This is a genomic window from Gluconobacter japonicus (assembly GCF_015244665.1).
GTDB classification, from domain to species: domain Bacteria; phylum Pseudomonadota; class Alphaproteobacteria; order Acetobacterales; family Acetobacteraceae; genus Gluconobacter; species Gluconobacter japonicus.
Window position 1 is genome coordinate 192995 of sequence record NZ_JABCQN010000001.1, and the last position, 21976, is coordinate 214970.

Below are 21976 nucleotides of genomic sequence, written 5' to 3' on the forward strand. Positions count from 1 at the left end.
CTGGGACGGTTTTTCAGGACTGTTCTTTGCAGCTTGCTCATTGTGACCCTTTTCGGGTTGGCCTCTGTTGCTGAGGCTGACCCTGAATCCATGACGAGAGTTCTGGTGTCATTGGATCGACCTGATGCGGCCACCGTCATGATCGATATGGATCTGACAGTTCTGCTTGGTGATCCCGCTCGTTATTATGCCTTGGCAATCGGAAAAGGGCCGCAACACGAGGCAGAAGTGCAGCATGTCGCTGCTCTTATTACCCGTGTTCTGCCCCTTTTTGCAGGATCGAAACCGTTACATCTCTCGTTTGTAAAGTACGGCTTCTCTCAGAAAAGTCAGGCAGAATACATGGATCTGGCAGCAGACAAGCCTGCGCATTTCCAGTTTGATGTTGCGCTACCTCCGGAGGGAGGGGCTTTACAGCTTCGGATACCGCTGGGCGCCCAGATTGATTACCCTGTTGCATACACGCTCCAACTTCCTGAGCGACATTTTACACAGACCCGGTGGATGGATGCGGGACAACATGAAAGTCTGTCCTTCGAGTATCGTGGCAAACTTCCTACTCATCACGCTGATCAATCTGCCAGTTTTGATCCAGATACGTTGGCGTGGTGGCAACAGCTTCCGATTTATCTCAAGCTGGGCTTCAGGCACATTGTTCCTGAAGGAACGGATCATATCCTGTTCGTTCTCGGGCTTTTCTTTCTTGGGATTAGTTGGCGGAAACTGCTTTCACAGACCACGGTCTTCACCGTTGCGCACGCGACAACACTGTTTCTTTCGACCTATGGGATTTTCGAGCTTCCAAGTCGTTTTGTAGAACCTGCGATTGCGCTGTCTATTTCATTTGTTGGGTTGGAAAATGTCTTCAGCCCCCGGTTGGGCATAATGCGGCTTTTGGTGGTTTTTGCGTTCGGGCTCATTCATGGCTTCGGCTTTGCCAGCAGTCTGAGCGAAGTGCCTTTCCCCAAGCGTGATTTTATTGGTGCCCTTTTAGGGTTCAATCTGGGGGTCGATGCAGGGCAGCTTTTTATCATCCTGCTTGCGACATTGGCGGTGGGCTGGTTCAGAAAGCGCCCATGGTTCAGAAGCCGTATTGCGATACCTGGCTCGCTTGTGATTGCCGCTATCGGTCTGTTCTGGGCAGGACAACGCATTCTTGCGTATAACCTATTGTTTTGAAGTATTTCTCGAGGACATACGGGCCACTGGCGTGGTGCCTCAGGCGTAGGAACGATCTATCACGGACACAGTGTAAACTGATCCGACAGTCAATCCCGGTATATTGAGGTGAGATTGTTGAAAGCTTGGCCCCAGCCCATTTACACACTTAACAGCAGATAGCACTCGCACTGAAGTGGTCAAAATGAGCTTCTCATTCTGTGTGAGGAACTCAGTTTTTAGCTGAATACCTTGGTGTCCCGTACGGGATTCGAACCCGTGTTGCCGCCGTGAAAGGGCGGTGTCCTAGGCCTCTAGACGAACGGGACTGGAGGCGTGAGCGGGTGTATAAGGGGGTTCCGGACCCCCGTCAAGCGGCTGAAACGTCAGAAATGAAAAAAGTTAGATTTTTTCTTTCCTGCCAGGTTTCGACCCTCAAATGTCCCGCCAGATGCAGAAGCGGCATTGCTCGATCTTCCAGAAGGGGCACGAAGGGTTTGTCTCCTGCACGGAAGACGAGCGCCTTCAGTCGGGTCCCTCCGTCCTCACCCTGGAACATCAGACGCAGCGTATTACCGTCTTTGCCGATCCGATCGCTTTTGACGCATCGTACATTGCTGATCGCCAGAACGGGCTCCTCGTTACCTGGTCCAAAAGGAGCCAGTCGCTCAAGCTGGGAGGCAACTTCAAGCGAAGCACCGCGCAGGGTTAGAACACCGTCGATGCGCAGCGCTTCCTGTACAGGGAGCGCGTGTGCTTCGGAAAGAGTGGTATCCAGAAAGTCATGGAATGCTGGAGCATTGTCGCTTGTCAGGGAAAAGCCTGCTGCCATGGCATGACCGCCACCTGTGACCAGCAGACCGGATTGCCGTGCCGTAATGATGGCATTTCCAATATCGAGGCCCGGTACGGAGCGGGCAGAGCCTTTAATGATGCCATCTGTATAAGCCCCCACAAGGGCAGGGCGATTAAAGCGTTCCTTCAAACGTCCGGCGACAATACCTACAACGCCGGGATGCCATGTTTCCCCATGCAGAAAGATAACGGCGTGCCCGTCTTCTATTTGCTGCTCGGCCTGCTCCATGGCCTGCGCCAGAATACCGGCTTCAACTGTTTGACGCTGTCGATTGACGCTGTCGAGCTCATCCGCCAGCGCTCGGGCTTCAATGACGTCGTCAGACAGAAGAAGGCGCAGACCCAGATTGGCTTTCGCAATCCGGCCACCCGCGTTGATCCGTGGGCCAAGTGCGAAACCGCAGGCCATGGCACTGGCTTCTTCCTTGACGCCAGCGACGGAAGACAGGGTTGCCAGACCGAGCCGTTCCCCACGGCCCATGACGCGCAGTCCCTGCATGACCAGAGCGCGGTTCAGGCCGGTCAGAGGCATCACGTCACAGATGGTGGCGAGGGCTGCGAGGTCGAGGCGTTTGAGAAGGTCAGGCGGCTGACGCCCGTCTGTGAACCAGCCTTCCTGACGGAGGAGGCGCACTGTGGCGACCATTGTCAGAAACGCGACGGCGGTGGCGCAGATTGATCCCAGACCGGAGGTGCAGTCCAGTCGGTTGGGGTTTACGACAAGACCTTTGGGAAGAATGGAACCATCCGGTTTGTGATGGTCCAGAACGATGACGTCGGTCTGACCGTGGAAGCCGTTCAGAATGTCGATGGCGGCTGTTCCACAGTCGATGCAGACCAGAAGGGTCGCACCGTCAGCGACAAGCTTTTCCAGAGCGGTTGTATTGGGGCCGTAACCCTCGGTCATCCGATCGGGAATATGGGTGCTGACTGTGCAGCCCATTTCACGAAGCGTATCGCAGACCAGTGCAGTCCCGCAGGCCCCATCGACGTCATAGTCGCCGAAAAGGCCCACATGCTCATGCTTGCGAACAGCTTCGGCCAATCTGGATGCGGTAGCATCCATATCCTGCAGGCAGGATGGATCGGGCATGAGATCGCGGAGACGTGGGTCCAAAAAAGAAGCAGCTTCCGTGGCGGAAACGCCACGGGCTGTCAGGATACGGGCCAGAAGTTCCGGAATGGCCGCACGCTGGGCCAGACCGAGGGCGAGGCGGTTATCCGCCTCTGCCAGACGTGGATCGCGCCAGATCCACCGACGGTTGCCTGCGCTGCGGGATACTCCGAGGACCAGGCCCGTATCGTCTTCTAACATGCTACTCCATTCAGGATGGTCGATTTGTCTTCAGGCTGAAGTCGTGATGGCTCTCAATATAGCGAACTGTGCCTGATTTTGAACGCATGACAATCGAATGCGTCTTTGCGCGCGTCGGACCGATACGCTCGACACCTTTCAGCAGGGAACCAGTGGTAACGCCTGTAGCGCTAAACAAAACGTGACCGGCGGCCATGTCGTGCAGTCCAAGAAGGCGCGTCGGATCTTTGCCATCGGCCATTTCACGGGCGCGTTCACGCTGTGCATCGTCTTCAAACAGCAGGCGGCCCTGCATCTGACCATTCATGCAGCGGATTGCTGCGGCGGCCAGCACGCCTTCGGGCGCACCGCCTGAACCAGCATAAAGATCCACACCGCCACCATCGATACAGGTTGCGATTGCAGCAGCGACGTCACCATCGCTCAGAAGCTGAACGCGGGCACCGGCCTGACGGGCACGGGCAATCAGTTCTTCGTGGCGCTCACGGTCCAGCGTACAGAGGACGAGGTCTGACACGTCGCGCTTCTTGGCCTTCGCAAGACTGCGCAGGTTCTCTTCGATGGAAGAGTCCAGATTGACGACATCCTCCGGCAGATCCGGTCCGACGACAATCTTTTCCATGTAGATGTCTGGGGCATGCAGGAACTTGCCGCGCTCGGCGAGAGCAACCACTGTAATGGCATTCGGCAGGCTCTTGGCGCAGAGGTTTGTGCCCTCAAGCGGATCAACCGCGATGTCCATGGCTGGGCCGCCGGAGCCGACCTTTTCACCGATATAGAGCATCGGTGCTTCGTCCATTTCGCCTTCGCCAATGGTGACGACGCCATCAATGGCGACCGTATCAAAGGCGGCGCGCATGGCCTGAACGGCCGCACCATCGGCGTCGTTCTTCAGGCCACGGCCTGTCCAGCGGTCAGAGGCAATGGCGGCCGCTTCCGTGACGCGGACAAGTTCCAGCGCCAGGTTGCGGTCGGTAACGCGGTAAGGAAGAACACTTGTGGGATCGATCACTGGAGAGAATCCTCGATCTTGAGCACTAAAGGAGCCCCATTAACAACTGGGAGCGCGGAAAGTGCTGTTATAGCTGCAGAAATAGCCTTTTCTGGGGCCTGATGCGTCACCAGGGCCAGATGTGCACGTCCCGCCGCAGCGTCATGTTGCGAGACAAAATGCACGGAAACATCATGGTCACGGAGAACGGATGTCAGATCGGCCATGACACCAGAACGATCTTCCACATCCAGACGGATATAGAATGCGCTCTTCAATTCCCCGAGACTTGTGCAGGACACAGGTGCCGGAGCACTTTTGACGCCCCAGACCGGGAGGTTTGCCCCGCGGGCGAGGTCGATCAGGTCCGCAACCACGGCGCTTGCCGTTGGACCTTCGCCAGCGCCACGGCCGGAAATTGTGATGGGACCGCTGAACGGCCCCTGTGTGGTGACGGCATTGAAGACCCCTTCCACGGCGGCAATGGCTGCCTTGGCAGGGACGAGGCAGGGACGGACCCACGCTTCGATCCCATTATCCCCGGTGGCGCGAGCCATACCGAGCAGTTTGATACGGTATCCCAGTTCATTGGCGAACGTCAGGTCCGAGGCTGTCACATCTCGGATACCGTGGACGGGGAGGGTGTCGAAAACGATGGGCTGGAAGGCAATCCCGGCAAGAATGGCCAGTTTGTGAGCCGTGTCCCAACCATCAACATCCGTGGAAGGCTCTGCTTCTGCGTATCCCTTGGCCTGTGCTTCTGTCAGGACGTCCCCGAAATCGCGCCCGGTCGTGCGCATTTCCGTGAGGATGTAGTTGCAGGTGCCATTCAGGATGCCACCCACGCTATCCAGACGATCAGCTGCTAGTCCTTCGCGGACGAGCTTGATGGCCGGGATTCCGCCAGCGACCGCAGCCTCAAAGAACAGCGGCGCAGCATTTTCGGCAGAGAGACGCGTCAGTTCCGAGCCATGCAGTGCAACGAGTGCCTTGTTGGCTGTCACAACCGGGATACCGCGTGTCAGGGCCGTTTCTACCATGTCGCGTGCCGGGCCTTCGGAACCGCCGATCAGTTCAACAACAACGTCGATCTCGGGGTCCTGTGCGACGGACACGGCTTTGTCATGCCAGCGCATGCCAGACAGATCGACGCCACGGTCTTTGTCCCGGCTGCGCGCCGTGATCGCGACCACTTCGATCGGCCGACCGGCCCGGGCCGTAATCGTTTCGGCATTCTTCTGAAGAAGACGAATGACGCCGACACCGACAGTCCCTAGTCCGGCCAGTCCGATCCGCAGTGGTTTCACGATGATGCAGCTCCAAGAAGATCAGCGGTCGATGCACCGGCACCGTGCCGGCTCATGAAGCTCTTGATGGCCCGCGTCGCCTGACGCAGCCGCTGAGTATTTTCGACAAGTCCGATCCGGACGAACCCTTCGCCATATTCGCCAAAGCCGAGGCCGGGTGCGACGGCCACGCCAGCTTCTTTCAGCAGGAGCTTGGAAAATTCCACGCTTCCCATGTCAGCGAAAGCGGGGGGAATAGGGGCCCATGCGAACATGGATCCGGCGGGGGCAGGAACATCCCAGCCCGCAGAGCTCAGGCCGCGCAGCAGAACGTCCCGGCGATCCTTGTACATGGCGCGGATGTCGGACACGTAATCCTGCGGACCATTCAAAGCCGCGACCGAGGCCACCTGAATTGGCGTGAAGGCACCGTAGTCCAGATAGGACTTGATACGCGTCAGGGCCTGAATCAGCTTCGGGTTGCCAACGGCAAAACCCATGCGCCAGCCCGCCATGGAATATGTCTTGGACATGGAGGTGAACTCCACGGCCACATCCTTCGCGCCTGGTACAGCCAGCAGGGATGGCGGTGGTTCATCCGCATTGAAGTAAATCTCGCTATAGGCGAGGTCCGACAGGATCCAGATGTTTTCCCGGCGCGCGAAAGCCACGATTTCCTTGTAGAAATCGAGATTGGCAACAAAGGCCGTCGGGTTGGACGGAAAGTTGACGATCAGCGCGGTTGGCTTCGGAACGGAGTGGCGTACGGCACGGTCCAGCGCACGCAGCATGTCCTCATCCGGTGTGGCCGGAATGGAGCGGACGGACGCGCCTGCGATGATGAACCCGAACTGATGGATAGGGTAGGACGGGTTCGGCACCAGGATCGTGTCACCGGGGCTGGTGATGGCAGCGGCCAAATTGGCCAGACCTTCCTTGGACCCCAGCGTTGCGATGACTTCCGTTTCTGGATCGACGGAGACATTGAAGCGGCGCTCATAGTAGTTCGCCATGGCGCGACGCAGACCGGGGATACCACGACTGACGGAATAGCCATGCGCGCGCGGGTCACCGACGGTTTCGACAAGCTTCTGCACGACATGAGCCGGCGGAGCGCTGTCCGGATTTCCCATGCCGAGATCAATGATGTCCTCACCGGCCGCTCGCGCGGCAGCCTTGGCCTTGTTCACTTCAGCGAACACATAGGGCGGCAGGCGGCGGATGCGGTGGAACTCTTCGGTCATGACCAGCTCAGGGTAAGAAGATTACGGGAAGAGGCACGATAGACAGGTTTTTCTGTAAGAGGAACAGTCCTTTAAGACATGTTCCTGTCAGACCTGATCAGCCGCCATTCCTGACGCGAACACCGTTGCCGATGGCCTCGGCGCGCAGGACAATGGCCGAAGCCGGGACGCCTCGCTGGATAAGCGCATTGGCTACTGTACGGGCGCGCAAAAGTCCGAGCGCAATTTCACGGCCCTGATCGGCCGTAGACAGACCTGCATCCGCACTCATGGCCGCACCAAAGCCAAGAATCGTAATTTTCTGATCCCCGCGTTGGGAAATGATTCGCTGATAGTCGCTTGAAGGGTCCCCTACGACGTGATCTGTCGAAGGTTGAAAGCGGATCAGCGTGCCTTCCGGGGTGGAGGTATCGATGTCCGGGCGGAGAGGACCCGTCAGATTGGCATCTCGGGGAAGATCAAAGCCTGGAAACTGTGGCGGCGGTGGTGGAAGCGCGCCGATCTGCGGAAACTCTCCTGGAGGCGTTGGCGGAATTGCTGCAGCAACCACTGGCGGAAGTTCGGCCTCTGGCGTGGTTGGCTGTGGCGTTTTTGATGGGGTGGCAGGCTTGGTGGCAGGCGCAGGAGTTCCCGGAGCTGCTCCTGGAGCCGCATCGACAGGAAGTGTTGTGTCCGCTGGCTGTCCAACTGACGTCATGGTCAGGTTGTTCTGCTCTTCCGGTTCAGTCCCGGTCGGATTGACGGCCGACGGTGCAGTTTTCGGCGGCGGTGGCGGTATGGTGGGAAGTGTGCCCTGAGCCGCGCTCTCGCGCTGGGCCAGATTGCGCTGGGCTTCCAGCTGCATTGTCAGGTTAACGCGCGCCTCGGGGGACGGCATTTCCGGATTTTGAGCGGGGGTACGACCAACATGTGGGTATGGCAGGTTCTGTCCCGGCGGGGGCGGACGCAGTTTGGCGATCTCGCCGCCCTCAAAATTATGCCACCATCCAGCCGGAACATCGACGGCGTCCTGATGCTGGCAGGCGGTAAAGAGGGGCGCGGCCAGCAGCAGCATGAACGGGATCTTTCCCGCATTTCTGCGCGTTACCGCTTTCCCGGGATGCGTCATGTTCCCTGAACCCACTGTGCCGTTCCTGCCTTCGTCAAATCTCTGAACAGCGCGGAGACTAGCGGTTCGTGATCGGGATGGCGAGACTTCGTCTTTCCCGGACTTGGCATGAAGGCAAACGAAGCGCAGGATAGGGGGATGAAGACGCACGATGGATCTGGAAACGACATGGACATCACCAGAATGACCCTTACCCGTCTGGACGACGAGCCCGATGCCCCAGAGGCCCCGGAAGACGACAACAAGACGCTGAACAGCCCGATCAGCGAACTCGAAAGCCGCCTGTTCGACCAGCGCAAGGTTCTGATCTTTGGTGGGATCAACGACAAGATCGCGCGTGACGTCACGGGACGCCTGCTGGCGCTTGCCGGGTCGTCCGACAAGCCGATCGACGTCTATGTGAACTCCCCAGGCGGCCATGTAGAAAGTGGCGACACGATCCATGACATGATCCGCTTTGTGGATTCGATTGCGCCTATCAACATGATTGGCACGGGCTGGGTCGCCTCCGCCGGTGCGCTGATCTATGCGGCGGGCCGTCCGGAACGTCGCGTTTGCCTGCCGAATACACGCTTCCTTCTTCATCAGCCGATGGGTGGTGTGCGTGGTCCGGCAACGGATATCGACATTGAGGCCCGCGAGATCATCAAGATGCGCGAGCGTCTGAACCGGATTTTCGCCAAGGAAACCGGACAGACCTATGAAAAGGTCGCCAAGGATACGGACCGCAACTACTGGATGTCCGCAAAGGAAGCGATTGAATACGGTCTAGTGAACCGTATCATCCACTCCGCGACCGATCTGAAGTAAAACGACAAGCTCCAAGGGGCACGGCGTGTCGCAGGGCACGCCGCGAAAATATCATGAAAAGCCTGGCTGACATCTATTCCCACCTTCCCGACGCACCGTCGGAGAAGACGCTTGAACGCGTCGATTACGAAGCGCGTCACTGGAGCAGCCCGATCAAGGGACCTCTCAAGCCGGGAACGGAAGAGCACAAGAAGGCTGTCGCGCAGATGTTCCGCGACACGTTCAATCCATACAAACCATCTGTCATCGACTGGCCGGAACTGGACCCGGAGACGCTGCATCGCATCACGTCCCTGCCAATCTGGGATATTGCGGTACAGACCGAGGGCAAGGCCCGTCTGCGGATGGCAGCCTATGCTGCGATGATTGATGACCCGGACATGAAGGACGCCTTGTCCCGCAATGCCTGGGAAGAAAACCGGCACAAGGAAGTTCTGAGCAAGCTGGTCGAAGCCTATAAAATTCCGATGGCGCCGGAGCCTCCCTATGTGGAGCCGAAGGATACGGAATGGGCTTACCTGGTCACAGGTTTTTCCGAATGCGTGGACAGCTTTTTCGCATTCGGTTTGTTCGCGCTGGCTGAACGCGCCGGTCTGTTCCCAATGGAACTGATCGAGACGTTTGAGCCGGTCATGCAGGAAGAGTGCCGTCATATTCTGCTTTTCGCCAACTGGCTCGCATGGCATCGCGCCACCATGCCGTTCTGGAAACGTCCTTGGTTTGAACTGCGCGTCATTGGCGTCTGGATCTTCCTAGCCTACGAGCGCATGGGACTAGCCCGTTCCATTGACGACAATGGCGAGGAGCATACGCAGGACAACAATTTCACGGTAACTGGCGCCAAGGACATGACGAATATTGACATCAAGGTTCCTGAGCTGATGCAGCTCTGCCTTGATGAGAATGATCGTCGTTTTGCTGGTTACGATCCGCGCCTGCTGCGTCCGACGACAACGCCAGCAATTGCAAAAGTCATTATCAAGGGTGCTCATCTCTGGGAGCGCCTGCGCGGCGGACGAAAAGCTGTCGCTGAATGATGGGGTAATCAGGCTTGGGGGAGGCATAATTATGCTTCCCCCGAGAGTTCTATAAGTAATGTAGTTCGTTAATATATCATCAAATAATACTTAAAAAGTATAAGTTATCGTTGATTCTTGTTGAAGAACATTGTCCTCTTATTGACCTTTTTTCAAAATAAAGCTTCGTCATGTCCTAGAGGAGGCATGGGAAGATTTTATGAAGAAAAACTCTTCGCACGAGCACGACCTGCAACTCCGGCAGGATCTGGACAGGCTTACTCTGATGCTCGATGCCAGTGTGGACTGCATCAAGCTTCTCTCCTGCGACGGAACCCTTCTGCGTATGAACAGATCGGGTTGTGAGGCTTTAGGCTTGGAGCATGGCAAGACCACGTTTGGCATGAAATGGCTTGAGTTGCTTCCGCAAGATGTTCGGGCCCGTGGGCGACGTGCGCTTTCTCGAGCAAGGCAAGGATTCAAGGCATCATTTTCTGGTCGGAGCGAACTCCCGGGCCTGAAAACTGTCTATTGGGATAATATTTTAACGCCTGTGATGGGAGCAGAGGGCACGATCATAGCTATTCTCTGCCTTTCCAGAGACGTAACGCGCCAGAGAGAGGCTGAACGGAAACTGCGTATTGCTTCCGAGAATGATGCCCTGACGGGGCTTCCTAACAGACGAATGTTCAAGAAACATTCCGCTCTTATGCTGAGGAAAAGGAGCAGAGGAGAAGAAGTCGGTTTGCTGCTTCTGGATGTTGATTACTTCAAGCAGATCAATGACGCTTTTGGGCATGATGCAGGGGATTTTGTTCTGAAGGCAATCGCAGCGCGCCTGGAATCTGTGCGCCTTCCAACAGAATGTATTGCCAGATTGGGAGGCGATGAATTCGCCCTTCTGGCACGCAAAACCTCCAATGAACTGGCTTTAGAGCAGATCGGTGCACGAATTCATGCAAGTCTTGAAGAACCCGTTCATTATCGAGGCAGGATCTTTCAAATCGGTCTGAGTATTGGTGGAGCGATATCTTCGTCCCGGCTGAAAGAGATTAGCACTCTTTTCAAAGCCAGTGACACGGCTCTGTATCAGGTCAAATCCTCAGGGCGAGGTGGTTTGATAATTTTTAGTGAAAACCCGCGGGAATACGGTTTGGAGAGTTCTGGAGGAGTTTTGCAGGCTTAACGAAGAAAGAGGCTCTTGAGAGAGCCCCTTTCTTTAAGAAGTTCAGTCTTCAGAGGTGTCATCTGCCGCGTCTGGGCCCACCATCAGGGCGTCAGCCACGACGCCTGCGTCAGCACGGATACGGCGTTCGATTTCACCAGACATCTCCGGGTGTTCCCGGAGGAACTGCTTGGCGTTTTCGCGGCCCTGTCCAATGCGCTGGCTGTCGAAGGAGAACCATGCGCCGGATTTCTCGACGATATTGGCTTTCACACCGAGATCAAGCAGTTCGCCCATCTTGCTGATGCCTTCGCCATACATGATGTCGAATTCGACCTGACGGAACGGAGGCGCCATCTTGTTCTTGACGACCTTTACGCGCGTCTGGTTACCGACAACTTCATCCTTGTCCTTGATAGACCCGATACGGCGAATATCAAGTCGGATGGAAGAGTAGAATTTCAGCGCATTGCCGCCCGTCGTTGTTTCCGGGTTGCCGAACATCACGCCAATTTTCATGCGGATCTGATTGAGGAAAATGACCAGCGTGTTGGAACGCGCCACTGTCCCTGTCAGCTTACGCAGGGCCTGGCTCATGAGGCGGGCATGCAGACCAACATGACTGTCGCCCATATCCCCCTCCAGTTCCGCACGGGGAACCAGAGCAGCCACAGAGTCAACAACGAGAACATCTACAGCGCCGGAACGAACCAGCGTATCGCAGATTTCAAGGGCTTGCTCACCTGCATCCGGCTGGCTCAGAAGAAGCTCATCAATGTTGACGCCAAGCTTGCGGGCATAGCCGGGGTCAAGCGCATGTTCGGCGTCAATGAAGGCAACTGTTCCGCCTTTTTTCTGGGCTTCTGCCAGAACATGCAGGGCGAGTGTCGTCTTGCCGGAGCTTTCCGGACCATAGATTTCGACGATACGCCCACGTGGCATGCCACCAATGCCAAGGGCGATATCAAGCCCCAGAGAACCGGTTGAAATAACGTCGGCCTGCTCTTTCGGACGCTGGCCCATGCGCATGATGGACCCTTTGCCGAATGCGCGCTCGATCTGGCTGAGTGCGCCCTCAAGCGCCTTGGTCTTGTCCATTCAATCCTCGTAATCGCTCATGGCTGGCAAAGAGGAACACGATAGACCGCACATTCTTTGCCGCATAGGGCAGATTTCAGTCGGTAAGCGTGTCGTGTTCACAAATGTTCTGGTGCTCATATTATGGTTCATGCCGGTTTCGCCAAGAGGGGAGGTGCGGGAAAGGCAAGATTTTTATTCTGCCGGAGTACTCCGGCTGCCTGGCCTTTTAAGTTTCCAGACATAGGCAATGATCGCGGCGACCACTTTGAAATGCTCCGCCGGAATTTCGCTTTCAAGAGGAAGAGGAAACAGCGCACGCGCCAAGGGCGGGTTGGAGACGACCGGGACACGATGATCCTGCGCCATCTCCCTGATACGAGCGGCAAGGTCATCCATTCCTTTGGCGACAATTCGGGGCGCGCTGGATTTTCCCTTTTCGTAAACGAGCGCTACCGAATAATGGGTGGGGTTCGTCACGACGACTGTTGCGTTTTTGACGGCTTCCATCATGCGCTGTTTGGCCCGTCTGGCTCGAAGGGCCTTGAGTTGCCCCTTGATGTGAGGATCGCCCTCCGTGTTCCGATATTCTTCTTTTAGTTCTTCCCGGCTCATCTTGAGCTTGGCGGTGTGGCGGAAGCGCATCCAGAAAATATCCCCGCCCGCAATGACAAGTTGTGCCAGAGCCATGCTGATGGCGCCGCTGAAACCCAGATGAGCAATTTTTGTCAGGATGGCCGCTGTAGTCAGACCCGTCATACTGCGCGCATCGGGAATGATGCCTTTGGCAAGGTGCCAGAGGACTGCCGTAAAAATAAGCAGCTTGATAACGGCCTTGAATGTATCCGGCAGAGTACCGCCACCAAGGATGCGTGTCAGACCGGCCATAGGTGAAACACGGGACATCTTAGGGAGGAGTGAGGCGGGATGAATCAGAAAGCCCGTTTGTAAAAAACCTGCTGCCAACGTGAGTCCTGTGACCAGACCAGCGACGGGAATAGCCAGTTTCAGCCCCGCGACAATGGAATGTTCTGTAGCGACCAGAAGACCGTCCTGAACCATGGAAACAGTCCCGGCATTGGCCATCAGGCTCTGCATGCTACGGACAAAATCCGTCACTAGAAAAGGCAGAAGTGTAAAAACACCCAGTATTCCGGCCATCAGGACGATGAAACTCATGGCTTCACGGGAGAGAACAATCTGGCCATCATCCCGGGCTTTCTGAAGCCGTTGTTGGGACGGGGCTTCTGTTCTGTCTTCTGCGTCTGCCATGGATTACAGACCCGGCAGAGCGCGCAGCACGTCAAAGGCCTGTCCTTGCCAGACGGTCAGCATGGCCTGCAGCGTCAGTCCAAGAAGGGCAATTCCTCCTAGCATCTGGAGAGGATTAGCGGCATTATAGATTTGTAGAGCAGGAAGAAGACGCGTCATGATGCCAAGCATCATTTCCCAGATCAGGGAAAGGATGAGAAAGGGCGCGCTGAGTTCTAGTCCGAGTGCAAAGGCCTTGCCGGTCATTTGAATGACGCTGTGTGCTGCATCTCCGAGGATTGGCCAATGATCAATGGCAGTCTGGTCCATAAGGGCACCCCCGGGGGGAATGAGGTCATAACTGCCAATCATTGCCCTAACCGGGAAGATATAGGCTCCGGTGATCAGAAGCATCAGGGGCGCAAGAAGGTTCATGAATCTGGCCGGAGCTGAACTGCTTGATCCAAGATCCGGATCCGGCTGGAGAACGCTGGAAATACCGATAAACATGGCGATCATCTGGCCTGCGATAGGAAGGGCCATGGTGATGAGTCGGGCCAGCCAGCCGATCAGAACGCCGGCAAAGAGTTCAACCGCAATCATCCCGCTCAACCCCAAAGGCCCCAGAGCATCAAGCCTGCCCATATCAAGCAGAGGAGCAACGAGAGGCAGGACCAGAAAGGTCAGCGTCAGGGCAATGCCAGCCCGGACCATCATGGGCAAAGACTGTTCCCCAAGTCCCGGCATGACCATGACCGTTGCTCCCGTACGGGACAGAACGAGCAGGAAAGCGAGGGCCCATTCCGTCAGCGCAGGTCCAGCGAGGTCCGCAGGCAAAAACGTGGGAGTCATGTCGTGCCGACGAGAATGAGCTGGTCAAAAAGATGGCGTGTGAATGTCAGGAGTGTTGCTGTCATGAATGACCCTGCCATCATCATGACAGCGCCAATGGCAATGACCTTTGGGACGAAGGACAGTGTGCTTTCATTGAGTTGCGTAACCGCCTGCACAAGAGAGACCAGCAATCCAACCACAAGAGCCGTGAGCAGGGCGGGGGCACTCAACTTGAGGGCAACGATGAACGTCTGCTCAAGAATGGCGCCGAGATCGATCGCCTGCATGGCTCAGATCGTCATTTTCATGACGTCCTGATACGCTTGCACCATCCGGTCCCGGATGACGGTTGACGTCTGGAGCGCGAGTTGAGCGTTGGAAACGGCTGTGACGATTTGGGTCATGTCTCCCCCACCGTTCAGGCCGACGGCTGACTGGGCTTCCGCGTCATGGCCCGTGGCAATGACGCTCTTGACCGCCTGTGACATGACAGAGCCAAAATCATTGCCGGATGTGCCGTCGGGAACATCGTCCGTCACACTAGTCTGGAGGCTGTTCTGCAAACTTTGGGCGTAGGCGCTATGGGCCTGGGAAAGGGATGTGATCATGGATTACTTCAGAAGATCGAGCGTGCGCGACAGCATGGTGCGCGAGCTCTGCATCGTATTGAGGTTGGCTTCGTAGGACCGTTCCGCCTCGCGCATGTCCATCATCTCCACCATGGAATCCACGTTGGAAATCTTGACGTAGCCCTTTGCATCCGCTGCTGGATGAGACGGGTCATATTTCGTCTGGAAGTCTGACATGTCCTGGCCGATGTCATGGACATCGACGGAGGATACGCCCGTGTCATCGTCGATATGCTCTGAAAAAGTAATCGTCTTGCGACGATAGGGATCGGCGCCGGGCGTTGAGCCGGTCGTATCCTGATTGGCCAGATTTTCAGCGACGACACGAAGGCGCTGGGCCTGTGCGTCCATGCCGCTGGCGGAGATGCCAATGGTATTCGAGAGGTTCATGTGTCAGGGCGCCTTATTTACCAAGAACCGTCTGGAACATGCTCATGTATTTTCCATAAATATTGACCGCGAGGTGCTGTTGATCGTTGACGTCAGCCACCTGTTCCATCTGCTGGTCGAGGGAAACCTGGTTTCCATCCAGCGAACTTTCGGAGTCCACTTCCCGCACGGACGTATCAGAGGTGCTGACCCCGAAATGACCGGGCTGTGTCGCAACGGGCGTGATGTCGAACTGGCCCAATGCCGCCTCGAAGGGAGAGACATCCTTGGGTTTGTAGTCGGGTGTGTCTGCATTGGCTATGTTGCCTGCCAGAACCTGTTGACGGGCCTGTAGCCAGTTCAGGCGATCCTGACCCAAGGCAAACAGGTTGGTTCCACTGGTTGAGGTGGTGTCTGTGTTGCGCATTGGTGCAGTTTTCCTCCCTGCGGTGCCGGATAGCAGCTCGACAGGAGGGATCATGGACGAAACAGCTTAATAAATGGTTGATGGTGGTTCCGATTCTGGAGGATCGGGTGGCTGCGTGATGAGAATTTGAGAAAGAATGGCGCGGTATTAGGCGTCTATTAATCTTTGCCCTGCATCATTCCTTTCAAAGTGAAGGAAACCTGATGCCATGACCTTGCATGACGGTCTGACTGCCTGTTCAGCGCTAATGTTCGTAATTGTGCTGCTTGTCTGCCTTAAGCCTCTGTTGAAGCTCGTTTCGCCGCAGCGTAGCGGTCAGAAAGGCGGGACTGCGGCATTGTCGCTGGTTGGACAGATGGCTTTGGATCGGACGCGACGTCTTTCGGTCGTGCGCTATGGCAGTCGTGAAGTTCTGGTTTTAACAGGCGGGACACAGGACGTTCTGTTGGAATGGCAGAATGAGGGCGCAGCATTTACGTCCGCTCTGGAGGATGCCTCGTGAAGCGTTGGGTCCTTTTTCTTGTTTTGGCGCTGCCTTGGCTCATTCCTCATCTGGCTCATGCCCAGGCAGTGAGTATTGATCTGGGGCAGTCTGGCGGAGCTGGGACGACCAGCCGTCTGGTGCAGCTCAGTGCGCTCATCACCGTTCTGTCCCTTGCTCCCAGTCTTCTGGTCATGGTCACGGCTTTTACCCGGATTGTGATTGTGCTGTCCCTGCTGCGAAGTGCGCTGGGGGCGCAGGGTACGCCGCCGAATACGGTTCTTATCGGGTTAGCTCTTTTTCTAACGCTCTTCGTGATGCAGCCGACGCTTCAGAAATCCTGGGATACTGGTGTGGCGCCAATGATGGCGGGGCAGGTTGGGGAAATGGAAGGACTGAGCAAGGTGGCGCAGCCGTTCCATGACTTTATGGCTGCGACGGCACGACCGGCCGATATTTCAACTTTTCTGAATATCGCTCATGAAAAGCCGTCGGAAAAGCTGGTCGATACACCTTGGCGGGTGCTGGTTCCGGCCTTCATGATCGGCGAATTGCGTCGTGGTTTTGAAATGGGTTTTTTGTTATATCTGCCATTTCTGGTCATCGACCTCGTCGTTTCGAGTGTTCTGATGAGCCTTGGCATGATGATGCTCCCCCCCAGTACCGTGTCCCTACCGTTCAAACTGATCTTTTTCGTGATCGTGGACGGCTGGTCACTTGTGGCGGGGAGTTTGGTGCGAAGTTTTACCGGGTAATGTCAGTTTGTGGTGCCAGCGGACAGACCAGCACCACGTGGGTCGGTGTTACCGTGGCAGGCGCTACCGCTTGCGCAGGTAATTGCATTGACACGGCCTGAGCCGGAATGGGCAATCTCTGCCCCTTGAGCAACAGCCCGTGCAGCTTCACCGACGGCGTCGGCTGCATCATTCTGGCCGGATGCTGCGATCGCTGCGCGGAGACCGCGACGATCCCGTAGGATGGCAGCGGCCAGGAGTGGGCGAGGCGTTGAAGCTGGAGAGGCCCCCAGAACAATCCCGGTATTGCCAGCGATACGGCCCGTACCGAACAGATTATTCTCGCTCAAACTACAAGCGACAGCCATGCCGTTGCGATCTGTTACGGCGAAAGATGTGGAAGCCGGGAGGGGCGGGAGGGAGCCGCCATTGCTTTTGCCGCTCTCCAGCGCAGCCTGTGCTGCTGCAATATCCGTGGCACCCGAAGCGCGCCAGGCAGCAACAGTCCCCTGAGCGGAAGCGCCGGTTGTGTAGCGAATTGCAGCGCCTAGTCCACCATCGGCAGGGGGTGCCAGAAAGGCTGCCGTAAGGCCATTGGTCTGGGTCGTCAGAGCGACGGTCTGGATGGGGAGGGTCTTGCGAAGGTCTTCGTCGTTGACGCGTCCACCGGCTTTCTGGGCAGCCGTTGCATAAACGTCAGCCAGTGCGCCGTTGTAGAGGTCGCCGACGCCTGCAGAGCGGATGCGTTCGAGAAAGCCTGCGAGGCGTTGCTGGATCAGGCTGTCACCTGCGGTTACCGTTCCGGCCTCACCGCGGCCGAAGATTGCGCGCGCGCTCTCATCTGCCAGGAGGGCTGTCCGGACAACTGACAGGTCGGAGGCCAGCGCACGGCTAACGGTGACGCCATTGCTGGCAAGATTCATTGCCGGCGCGATCAGATCATTGAACTCAACAGAGCCATACTGATGCTGGATCAGATAGAGGCCGCGCAGCATAGCGGGCGTAGAGGCTGGTCGGTCTCCGCCAGAACTTGTGCCGGGAAGCGGAAGAAAACTGACACTTTCCGCGGCGGCATTCGGGCGGGAAACAATGCAGGCCCCACCGCCGCCAAAAGAAGCGCGGGACGGGAGTGTGACACCTAGGGCGAGAGCTGTTGCAACGGCTGCATCAGCCGCATTGCCACTGCGAGCCAGAACGTCATGCCCGACCAGAGCTGCCTGGGGTTCGTCAGCGACGACCGTTCCGATACTTCCTGTCAGGGCAGGAGCCGCAGCAGGGCCAACGAGAGAACTGATACCTGGAATGCTGGAACATGCTGACAGGAGGAGCCCCGAGGCTACCGAGGCCAGAAGGATGGAGGCACGGCGTGCTTTGACGGTGCCGTGGATGGAAATCTGGTTTCGACGGTGCGCCACCTGGCGTTTCTCCACTCTCTGGTCTTGGGTCCGGCAAACGAGTTGCTTCGAAAAGGAAACAGCTCTGACGTTCAGTTTTTTCCAGTCATAACGGGTATTGCGCTCTTGTGGGAGAGGCCTTGGCTGCTTCTCTTTGTGACAGTCTTTCTTTAATCATGAGCTGCCGTTACGGTGCCACGACGTCTGCCAATCTGGAGCTGCCCGTGAAACATCCTTTGCTCGCAACGGCTTTTGCCGCTTTTTCCATGTTTTCTCTGAGTGGAAACGTGGCAGGAGCTGCGCCTACAAGCCAGCCGGAGACCTTCACGCCTGCGCAACGCACCGAAGTTGTTCAGATCCTGCGGCAGGCTCTCAAAGAAGATCCATCCATTCTGACGGATGCGATCAGCTCCCTCCGGGAAAAGGCGGAACGACAAAAACAGGATTCGGCACTCGAGGCTGTGCGGGCTCATCTGCATGATCTTCAGACCGCGCCGGATTATGCAGTGCGAGGTAATCCGAAAGGAAAGATCACGGTTGTAGAATTCTATGATCCGCGCTGTTCCTACTGCCGCGCCATGATCCCGGAAGTTGACCGTTTCCTGGCACGTCACCCGGACGTCCGGCTGGTTGAAAAGGTCATTCCTGTTCTGGGAAGTGGAAGTGTTCTGGATACACGCGCTATTTTCGCCGCCAGTGCGCAGGGAAAATACGGCGTTATGCGTCAGGCGCTCATGGAAGACACGACCAAACCGACCATGGAGCGTGTCATGGAACTGGCCAAGGCGAATGGGCTGGATGCTGATCGGCTCAAGACGGACATGAGTTCGACCGCGACTGTCGCACTGATTACGACCAATCTGGAGCAGGGGCGTGCCATTGGGCTTGATGGAACCCCGACCTTTATTTTCGGTTCGGCAGCCATTGCGCCTGGGGCATTGAGTGCTGATCAAATGGATGCATTTCTGGAGCAGGCTCGAAAGTCCTGATTCCAGTCATAGGATATGCCCCGCCAAGTTTCTGAAATTATACCTGCTGTAGGTATTTGCAGCAGGTGAATTCTTGATTGGCGGGTTTTTCTTGAAGATAATCTGTGTAATCTTTCATCATATACCTCAGGTTCCGGCTTTAAGACGTCATTTGAGGTTTTGACCGAAACAGAATGCTCCTCTGGTACAGCCCTGATGGCAGACAAAAAGACCCGCGAAGCAAGGAGCGACTTCGCATTGAATTTACCGTTCAATTCTAGGAACAGTAAAGAGAAACAGCCGTTTTCTGAGAGAGACGGGGATGCTTCGCATCTCGAGCGCGTCTTCTTCTGGCGGTGTATATTCAAATTTCTGGTGTCTCGCACGGCTCGGATGTTGGCCCGGGCTTTTCCTGCGGGGCCGTCCCATGTGCCAAAGCATTTGCAAGCTGCATTTGATTATTATCGTCTGCGTATTTTGGCGCTTTTCCTCCCGTTCTTTCTTTTTGCTCAATTCTTCAGCGCGGCAGTCGCGGGTGTCTGTCTGTGGTCAGTAGATCGCGAAGCAGCCCTTATGCTCGCGGTCTGTGTCGAGAGTCTTGTAGGTATATGGAGTTTTTCCAAATGGTCCTTCCTCGCTAGCTTCTACAAGCCTGTGCTCAGAAATAGATCTGTTTTGAAGGGAGCAGCATGTGGCGAAAAAATTGAGTATGCTTGGACCTATGCGCAGATTGCCAGATCGCTCAGGCTGCTGAATGGCGCCCTGGGTGTGGTCTGGGGATGGTTTCTGGTCTGTGTTTTTAATCTTCCAAGTGAACGCATTCATATTCTTGCAGTGATCGTCTGTACGGGGCTTTTTGCGCCTCTGTTACTGTGTTCGGTTGTTAGTGGAGCCGTTGAAGCTCTGACACTTCCTGTCGTCGCGGCAGCCTGTCTGGTGATGGCGCAGCATTTCTGTGGCGCGCTGGCATTTACCATTCTTTCGATTTTCCTTGAAATAATAGTCTGCGGTTTGTTCGTGATTGGGGGCAGCCATCTGGCCCGTTATCTATTGCAACGGCTTCTTCTGGACCGCATCGAGCAGCGGGAGCGAAACGAGATCATCAGCATGATGACCCGTGGCTCCGACAGTCATACCGGTGACTGGATTTGGGTCACGGATGCGGATGGCTGCGTGCAGGCGCCGTCCGATGGTTTTTGCGTACTTCTGAAGCGGTCCGCTGAAGAAATTGCAGGGTTACCGCTTGTTGATCTTCTGGCCTTGCCTGTGATTCAACCGGGCCGGCCTTTGCCTTGGATCGACGGGCAGCCCATGTCTGACTCCTTGCATTTTGGTCATTGCCTCGCCAACAGGCTGGCCTTCAGGGATCTCTGCATACCGGTCAATTCCGGTGGAGAAACGGCCTGGTGGCTTATGACCGGCCATCCGGTGTTCAGGCAGGGTGTTTTTCAGGGATATCGCGGGATTGGCGCTGATATTACGAGACAACGCAGGACAAGAATCCTTTACGCAGCGCGGATCCGGCATGATGAATTTGACGGGCCTTCCAAACCGTCTGGCGTTTTGTGAAAAGTTGCAAGCCAGACTGCTTGAAAAAATGACTCAGCCTTCTTTGTGCAGTCTCATGTTGCTGTCAGTGGATACACTCTTGCATGACGGTGTGGAGACGCACGATAGCGTTTTGCGGGATGTCCTGTTTTCCGAAATCGGGAAACGTTTTTTACATTTCACCAAAGAAAAATTCGGTATCGCGGCGCGTTACGGGATAACGGAATTTGCGTTTTTCCCGATTACCCGGGGACCTGTTTCTTTCGGGCCAGAAAACGCGAAGCTGATGGCTCTAGAACTGGTCGCGTTGCTCGAACAGCCCCTCATCCTGAATGACGGGATGAGTCTTGCCGCCAGAGTGGCGGTCGGGATTTCTCCGGTTCCCTGCAAGGGGCAAAGTCTTGAGACTTTGCTCGAAGCTGCCGACATGGCTCTGCATGATGCAAAAGAAAAACCCTGCAACCGGTATTCCTTTTATGAACGCCTCACACAGGAAGAGGAAGAGCGCCAGCGGGCACTGCTTCAGGATGTGAAGCAGGCTATTCAGAACAAGACATTCTCGCTCGTGTACCAGCCTGTAGTGGATGCCCAGACGGGAGAGATCAATGGTTTTGAAGCTCTGTCCCGGTGGAGTGGTTCTCGACATGGACCGCTTTCCATTGAAAGGCTTATCGGCCTGATCGAGTTCTCCGGACAGGGGAGCGAATTTGATTTCTGGGTTCTTGAAACGGCATGCAAGGCAGCAGTGGACTGGCCGTCTCACCTCTGGGTTGCCGTCAACATGATGGCCTCACGCTTTTCTCAACCCCATGTGGCTGAACGGATTCTGGCGGTTCTCTCACATGCAGGTCTGGACCCGGGACGTTTGCAGATCGAAGTGACGGAAATGCTCGATTTGCGCCCTGATCCTGCCGTTTATCACGCCTTCCAGTTGCTGGACCAGCAGGGCGTCAGATTGGTTCTGGATGATTTTGGTACCGGCTTCTCCGCGCTCAGCTATCTGCGTTTGTTCCCGTTCTCCAAGATTAAGCTCGATACCATTTTCGTGCAGGATCTCTTTCAGGACTCCCGGAGCGCAGCCATCGTGCGCAACACGATTGAACTGGCAGTGGATCTGGGTATCGCCGTAACGGCAGAAGGGGTATCCTCTCTGGAGCATTACCGCTTTTTGCAAGCGCAGGGATGCAACGAGGTGCAAGGGTATTTCCTTGGCCGTCCATGTCCTGCGGAAGATCTGGTTTGGGATCCCCTTCCTCTATGTTCTTTTACGCAGGTTTGAGACAGTCCTCTTTGATCGACCGGGTCAGCAAGGTCAC

22 protein-coding genes and 1 tRNA gene are annotated in these 21976 nt (G+C 56.1%); 9 read left to right on the plus strand and 14 right to left on the minus strand.

Going from position 1 to position 21976, the window contains the following annotated elements:
* Window positions 1–42 precede the first annotated feature (42 nt).
* Entirely contained in the window at window positions 43–1179 is a 1137-nt protein-coding gene (locus HKD32_RS00805) for a HupE/UreJ family protein (protein WP_234781810.1), read from the plus strand.
* Window positions 1180–1411: 232 nt separating this feature from the next.
* Here HKD32_RS00805 and HKD32_RS00810 read toward each other — a convergent pair.
* The 6 genes from HKD32_RS00810 to HKD32_RS00835 all read right to left on the minus strand — a co-directional run bounded on the left by HKD32_RS00810 (window position 1412) and on the right by HKD32_RS00835 (window position 8107).
* A tRNA-Glu gene (locus HKD32_RS00810) sits at window positions 1412–1487 on the minus strand.
* A gap of 41 nt (window positions 1488–1528) precedes the next feature.
* Complete coding sequence (recJ, locus tag HKD32_RS00815) at window positions 1529–3328, minus strand: single-stranded-DNA-specific exonuclease RecJ (RefSeq protein WP_061932813.1); 1800 nt, start codon at window positions 3326–3328, stop codon at window positions 1529–1531.
* 10 nt (window positions 3329–3338) lie between these two features.
* Window positions 3339–4340, minus strand: a complete 1002-nt coding sequence (gene glpX, locus HKD32_RS00820) for a class II fructose-bisphosphatase (protein WP_061932812.1) — start codon at window positions 4338–4340, stop codon at window positions 3339–3341.
* Entirely contained in the window at window positions 4337–5626 is a 1290-nt protein-coding gene (locus HKD32_RS00825) for a homoserine dehydrogenase (RefSeq protein WP_061932810.1), read from the minus strand. Before HKD32_RS00825 ends, glpX begins: the two co-directional genes overlap by 4 nt.
* Window positions 5623–6849, minus strand: coding sequence for an LL-diaminopimelate aminotransferase (locus HKD32_RS00830; RefSeq protein WP_010500783.1), 1227 nt, complete (start codon window positions 6847–6849; stop codon window positions 5623–5625). Before HKD32_RS00830 ends, HKD32_RS00825 begins: the two co-directional genes overlap by 4 nt.
* Before the next feature lie 97 nt (window positions 6850–6946).
* Complete coding sequence (locus HKD32_RS00835; protein ID WP_234781807.1) at window positions 6947–8107, minus strand: hypothetical protein; 1161 nt, start codon at window positions 8105–8107, stop codon at window positions 6947–6949.
* A gap of 18 nt (window positions 8108–8125) precedes the next feature.
* Here HKD32_RS00835 and HKD32_RS00840 point away from each other — a divergent pair, with 18 nt between their 5' ends.
* From HKD32_RS00840 to HKD32_RS00850, 3 genes are all read left to right on the plus strand, one after another.
* A complete protein-coding gene (locus HKD32_RS00840; RefSeq protein ID WP_026017357.1) occupies window positions 8126–8767 on the plus strand; it encodes an ATP-dependent Clp protease proteolytic subunit in 642 nt (213 codons plus the stop codon).
* A 53-nt stretch (window positions 8768–8820) separates the two neighbouring features.
* Window positions 8821–9804, plus strand: coding sequence for a ferritin family protein (locus tag HKD32_RS00845; protein WP_010500788.1), 984 nt, complete (start codon window positions 8821–8823; stop codon window positions 9802–9804).
* Window positions 9805–10003: 199 nt separating this feature from the next.
* On the plus strand, window positions 10004–10969 hold the full coding sequence (locus tag HKD32_RS00850) for a GGDEF domain-containing protein (protein WP_194257347.1): 966 nt from the start codon (window positions 10004–10006) through the stop codon (window positions 10967–10969).
* Between the two features lie 42 nt (window positions 10970–11011).
* Here the strand turns inward: HKD32_RS00850 and recA are convergent, their stop codons facing one another.
* The 7 genes from recA to HKD32_RS00885 form a co-directional block, all read right to left on the minus strand.
* Window positions 11012–12046 carry a recombinase RecA gene (recA, locus tag HKD32_RS00855; protein WP_010500791.1) on the minus strand — a complete coding sequence of 345 codons (1035 nt, stop codon included), beginning with the start codon at window positions 12044–12046 and terminating at the stop codon, window positions 11012–11014.
* Between the two features lie 174 nt (window positions 12047–12220).
* The gene (locus HKD32_RS00860; RefSeq protein WP_194257348.1) at window positions 12221–13297 is read right to left on the minus strand and encodes an EscU/YscU/HrcU family type III secretion system export apparatus switch protein; all 1077 of its coding nucleotides are present in this window, start codon (window positions 13295–13297) and stop codon (window positions 12221–12223) included.
* Window positions 13298–13300: 3 nt separating this feature from the next.
* Complete coding sequence (locus tag HKD32_RS00865) at window positions 13301–14128, minus strand: flagellar biosynthetic protein FliR (RefSeq protein ID WP_061932802.1); 828 nt, start codon at window positions 14126–14128, stop codon at window positions 13301–13303.
* Window positions 14125–14397, minus strand: a complete 273-nt coding sequence (locus HKD32_RS00870; protein ID WP_007284585.1) for a flagellar biosynthetic protein FliQ — start codon at window positions 14395–14397, stop codon at window positions 14125–14127. Before HKD32_RS00870 ends, HKD32_RS00865 begins: the two co-directional genes overlap by 4 nt.
* Window positions 14398–14400: 3 nt before the next feature.
* The gene (locus tag HKD32_RS00875) at window positions 14401–14718 is read right to left on the minus strand and encodes a flagellar hook-basal body complex protein FliE (RefSeq protein WP_061932800.1); all 318 of its coding nucleotides are present in this window, start codon (window positions 14716–14718) and stop codon (window positions 14401–14403) included.
* A gap of 3 nt (window positions 14719–14721) precedes the next feature.
* Window positions 14722–15129, minus strand: coding sequence for a flagellar basal body rod protein FlgC (gene flgC / locus HKD32_RS00880; protein WP_023944765.1), 408 nt, complete (start codon window positions 15127–15129; stop codon window positions 14722–14724).
* Window positions 15130–15142: 13 nt separating this feature from the next.
* Window positions 15143–15535 (minus strand): flagellar basal body rod protein FlgB, encoded by a 393-nt coding sequence (locus tag HKD32_RS00885; RefSeq protein WP_061932798.1) that lies wholly within the window; start codon window positions 15533–15535, stop codon window positions 15143–15145.
* 208 nt (window positions 15536–15743) lie between these two features.
* Between HKD32_RS00885 and HKD32_RS00890 the strand changes: the two genes are divergently transcribed.
* Together HKD32_RS00890 and fliP are read left to right on the plus strand one after the other, a co-directional pair.
* On the plus strand, window positions 15744–16037 hold the full coding sequence (locus tag HKD32_RS00890; protein ID WP_061932797.1) for a flagellar biosynthetic protein FliO: 294 nt from the start codon (window positions 15744–15746) through the stop codon (window positions 16035–16037).
* Window positions 16034–16771 carry a flagellar type III secretion system pore protein FliP gene (gene fliP, locus HKD32_RS00895; RefSeq protein ID WP_061932795.1) on the plus strand — a complete coding sequence of 246 codons (738 nt, stop codon included), beginning with the start codon at window positions 16034–16036 and terminating at the stop codon, window positions 16769–16771. The genes HKD32_RS00890 and fliP overlap by 4 nt, the downstream gene beginning before the upstream one ends.
* Window positions 16772–16773: 2 nt before the next feature.
* Here the strand turns inward: fliP and HKD32_RS00900 are convergent, their stop codons facing one another.
* Complete coding sequence (locus tag HKD32_RS00900; protein ID WP_194257349.1) at window positions 16774–18165, minus strand: gamma-glutamyltransferase; 1392 nt, start codon at window positions 18163–18165, stop codon at window positions 16774–16776.
* A gap of 152 nt (window positions 18166–18317) precedes the next feature.
* Between HKD32_RS00900 and HKD32_RS00905 the strand changes: the two genes are divergently transcribed.
* The 3 genes from HKD32_RS00905 (at window position 18318) to HKD32_RS15130 (ending at window position 21939) form a co-directional block, all read left to right on the plus strand.
* The gene (locus HKD32_RS00905; protein ID WP_194257513.1) at window positions 18318–19133 is read left to right on the plus strand and encodes a DsbA family protein; all 816 of its coding nucleotides are present in this window, start codon (window positions 18318–18320) and stop codon (window positions 19131–19133) included.
* Window positions 19134–19787: 654 nt separating this feature from the next.
* Window positions 19788–20681, plus strand: a complete 894-nt coding sequence (locus HKD32_RS15125; protein ID WP_228118677.1) for a PAS domain-containing protein — start codon at window positions 19788–19790, stop codon at window positions 20679–20681.
* On the plus strand, window positions 20641–21939 hold the full coding sequence (locus tag HKD32_RS15130; RefSeq protein ID WP_228118727.1) for a putative bifunctional diguanylate cyclase/phosphodiesterase: 1299 nt from the start codon (window positions 20641–20643) through the stop codon (window positions 21937–21939). The genes HKD32_RS15125 and HKD32_RS15130 overlap by 41 nt, the downstream gene beginning before the upstream one ends.
* Window positions 21940–21976 lie beyond the last annotated feature (37 nt).

What these genes read in the sequence shown, in the direction of transcription:
- HKD32_RS15130 (WP_228118727.1), top strand. Translation starts at nt 20,641, where the DNA reads ATGAATTTGACGGGCCTTCCAAACCGTCTGGCGTTTTGTGAAAAGTTG.
- HKD32_RS00865 (WP_061932802.1), bottom strand. Translation starts at nt 14,128, where the DNA reads ATGACTCCCACGTTTTTGCCTGCGGACCTCGCTGGACCTGCGCTGACG.
- HKD32_RS00875 (WP_061932800.1), bottom strand. Translation starts at nt 14,718, where the DNA reads ATGATCACATCCCTTTCCCAGGCCCATAGCGCCTACGCCCAAAGTTTG.
- HKD32_RS00830 (WP_010500783.1), bottom strand. Translation starts at nt 6,849, where the DNA reads ATGACCGAAGAGTTCCACCGCATCCGCCGCCTGCCGCCCTATGTGTTC.
- HKD32_RS00885 (WP_061932798.1), bottom strand. Translation starts at nt 15,535, where the DNA reads ATGCGCAACACAGACACCACCTCAACCAGTGGAACCAACCTGTTTGCC.
- HKD32_RS00845 (WP_010500788.1), top strand. Translation starts at nt 8,821, where the DNA reads ATGAAAAGCCTGGCTGACATCTATTCCCACCTTCCCGACGCACCGTCG.
- HKD32_RS00890 (WP_061932797.1), top strand. Translation starts at nt 15,744, where the DNA reads ATGACCTTGCATGACGGTCTGACTGCCTGTTCAGCGCTAATGTTCGTA.
- HKD32_RS00870 (WP_007284585.1), bottom strand. Translation starts at nt 14,397, where the DNA reads ATGCAGGCGATCGATCTCGGCGCCATTCTTGAGCAGACGTTCATCGTT.
- flgC (WP_023944765.1), bottom strand. Translation starts at nt 15,129, where the DNA reads ATGAACCTCTCGAATACCATTGGCATCTCCGCCAGCGGCATGGACGCA.
- recA (WP_010500791.1), bottom strand. Translation starts at nt 12,046, where the DNA reads ATGGACAAGACCAAGGCGCTTGAGGGCGCACTCAGCCAGATCGAGCGC.
- HKD32_RS00860 (WP_194257348.1), bottom strand. Translation starts at nt 13,297, where the DNA reads ATGGCAGACGCAGAAGACAGAACAGAAGCCCCGTCCCAACAACGGCTT.
- recJ (WP_061932813.1), bottom strand. Translation starts at nt 3,328, where the DNA reads ATGTTAGAAGACGATACGGGCCTGGTCCTCGGAGTATCCCGCAGCGCA.
- HKD32_RS00850 (WP_194257347.1), top strand. Translation starts at nt 10,004, where the DNA reads ATGAAGAAAAACTCTTCGCACGAGCACGACCTGCAACTCCGGCAGGAT.
- HKD32_RS00840 (WP_026017357.1), top strand. Translation starts at nt 8,126, where the DNA reads ATGGACATCACCAGAATGACCCTTACCCGTCTGGACGACGAGCCCGAT.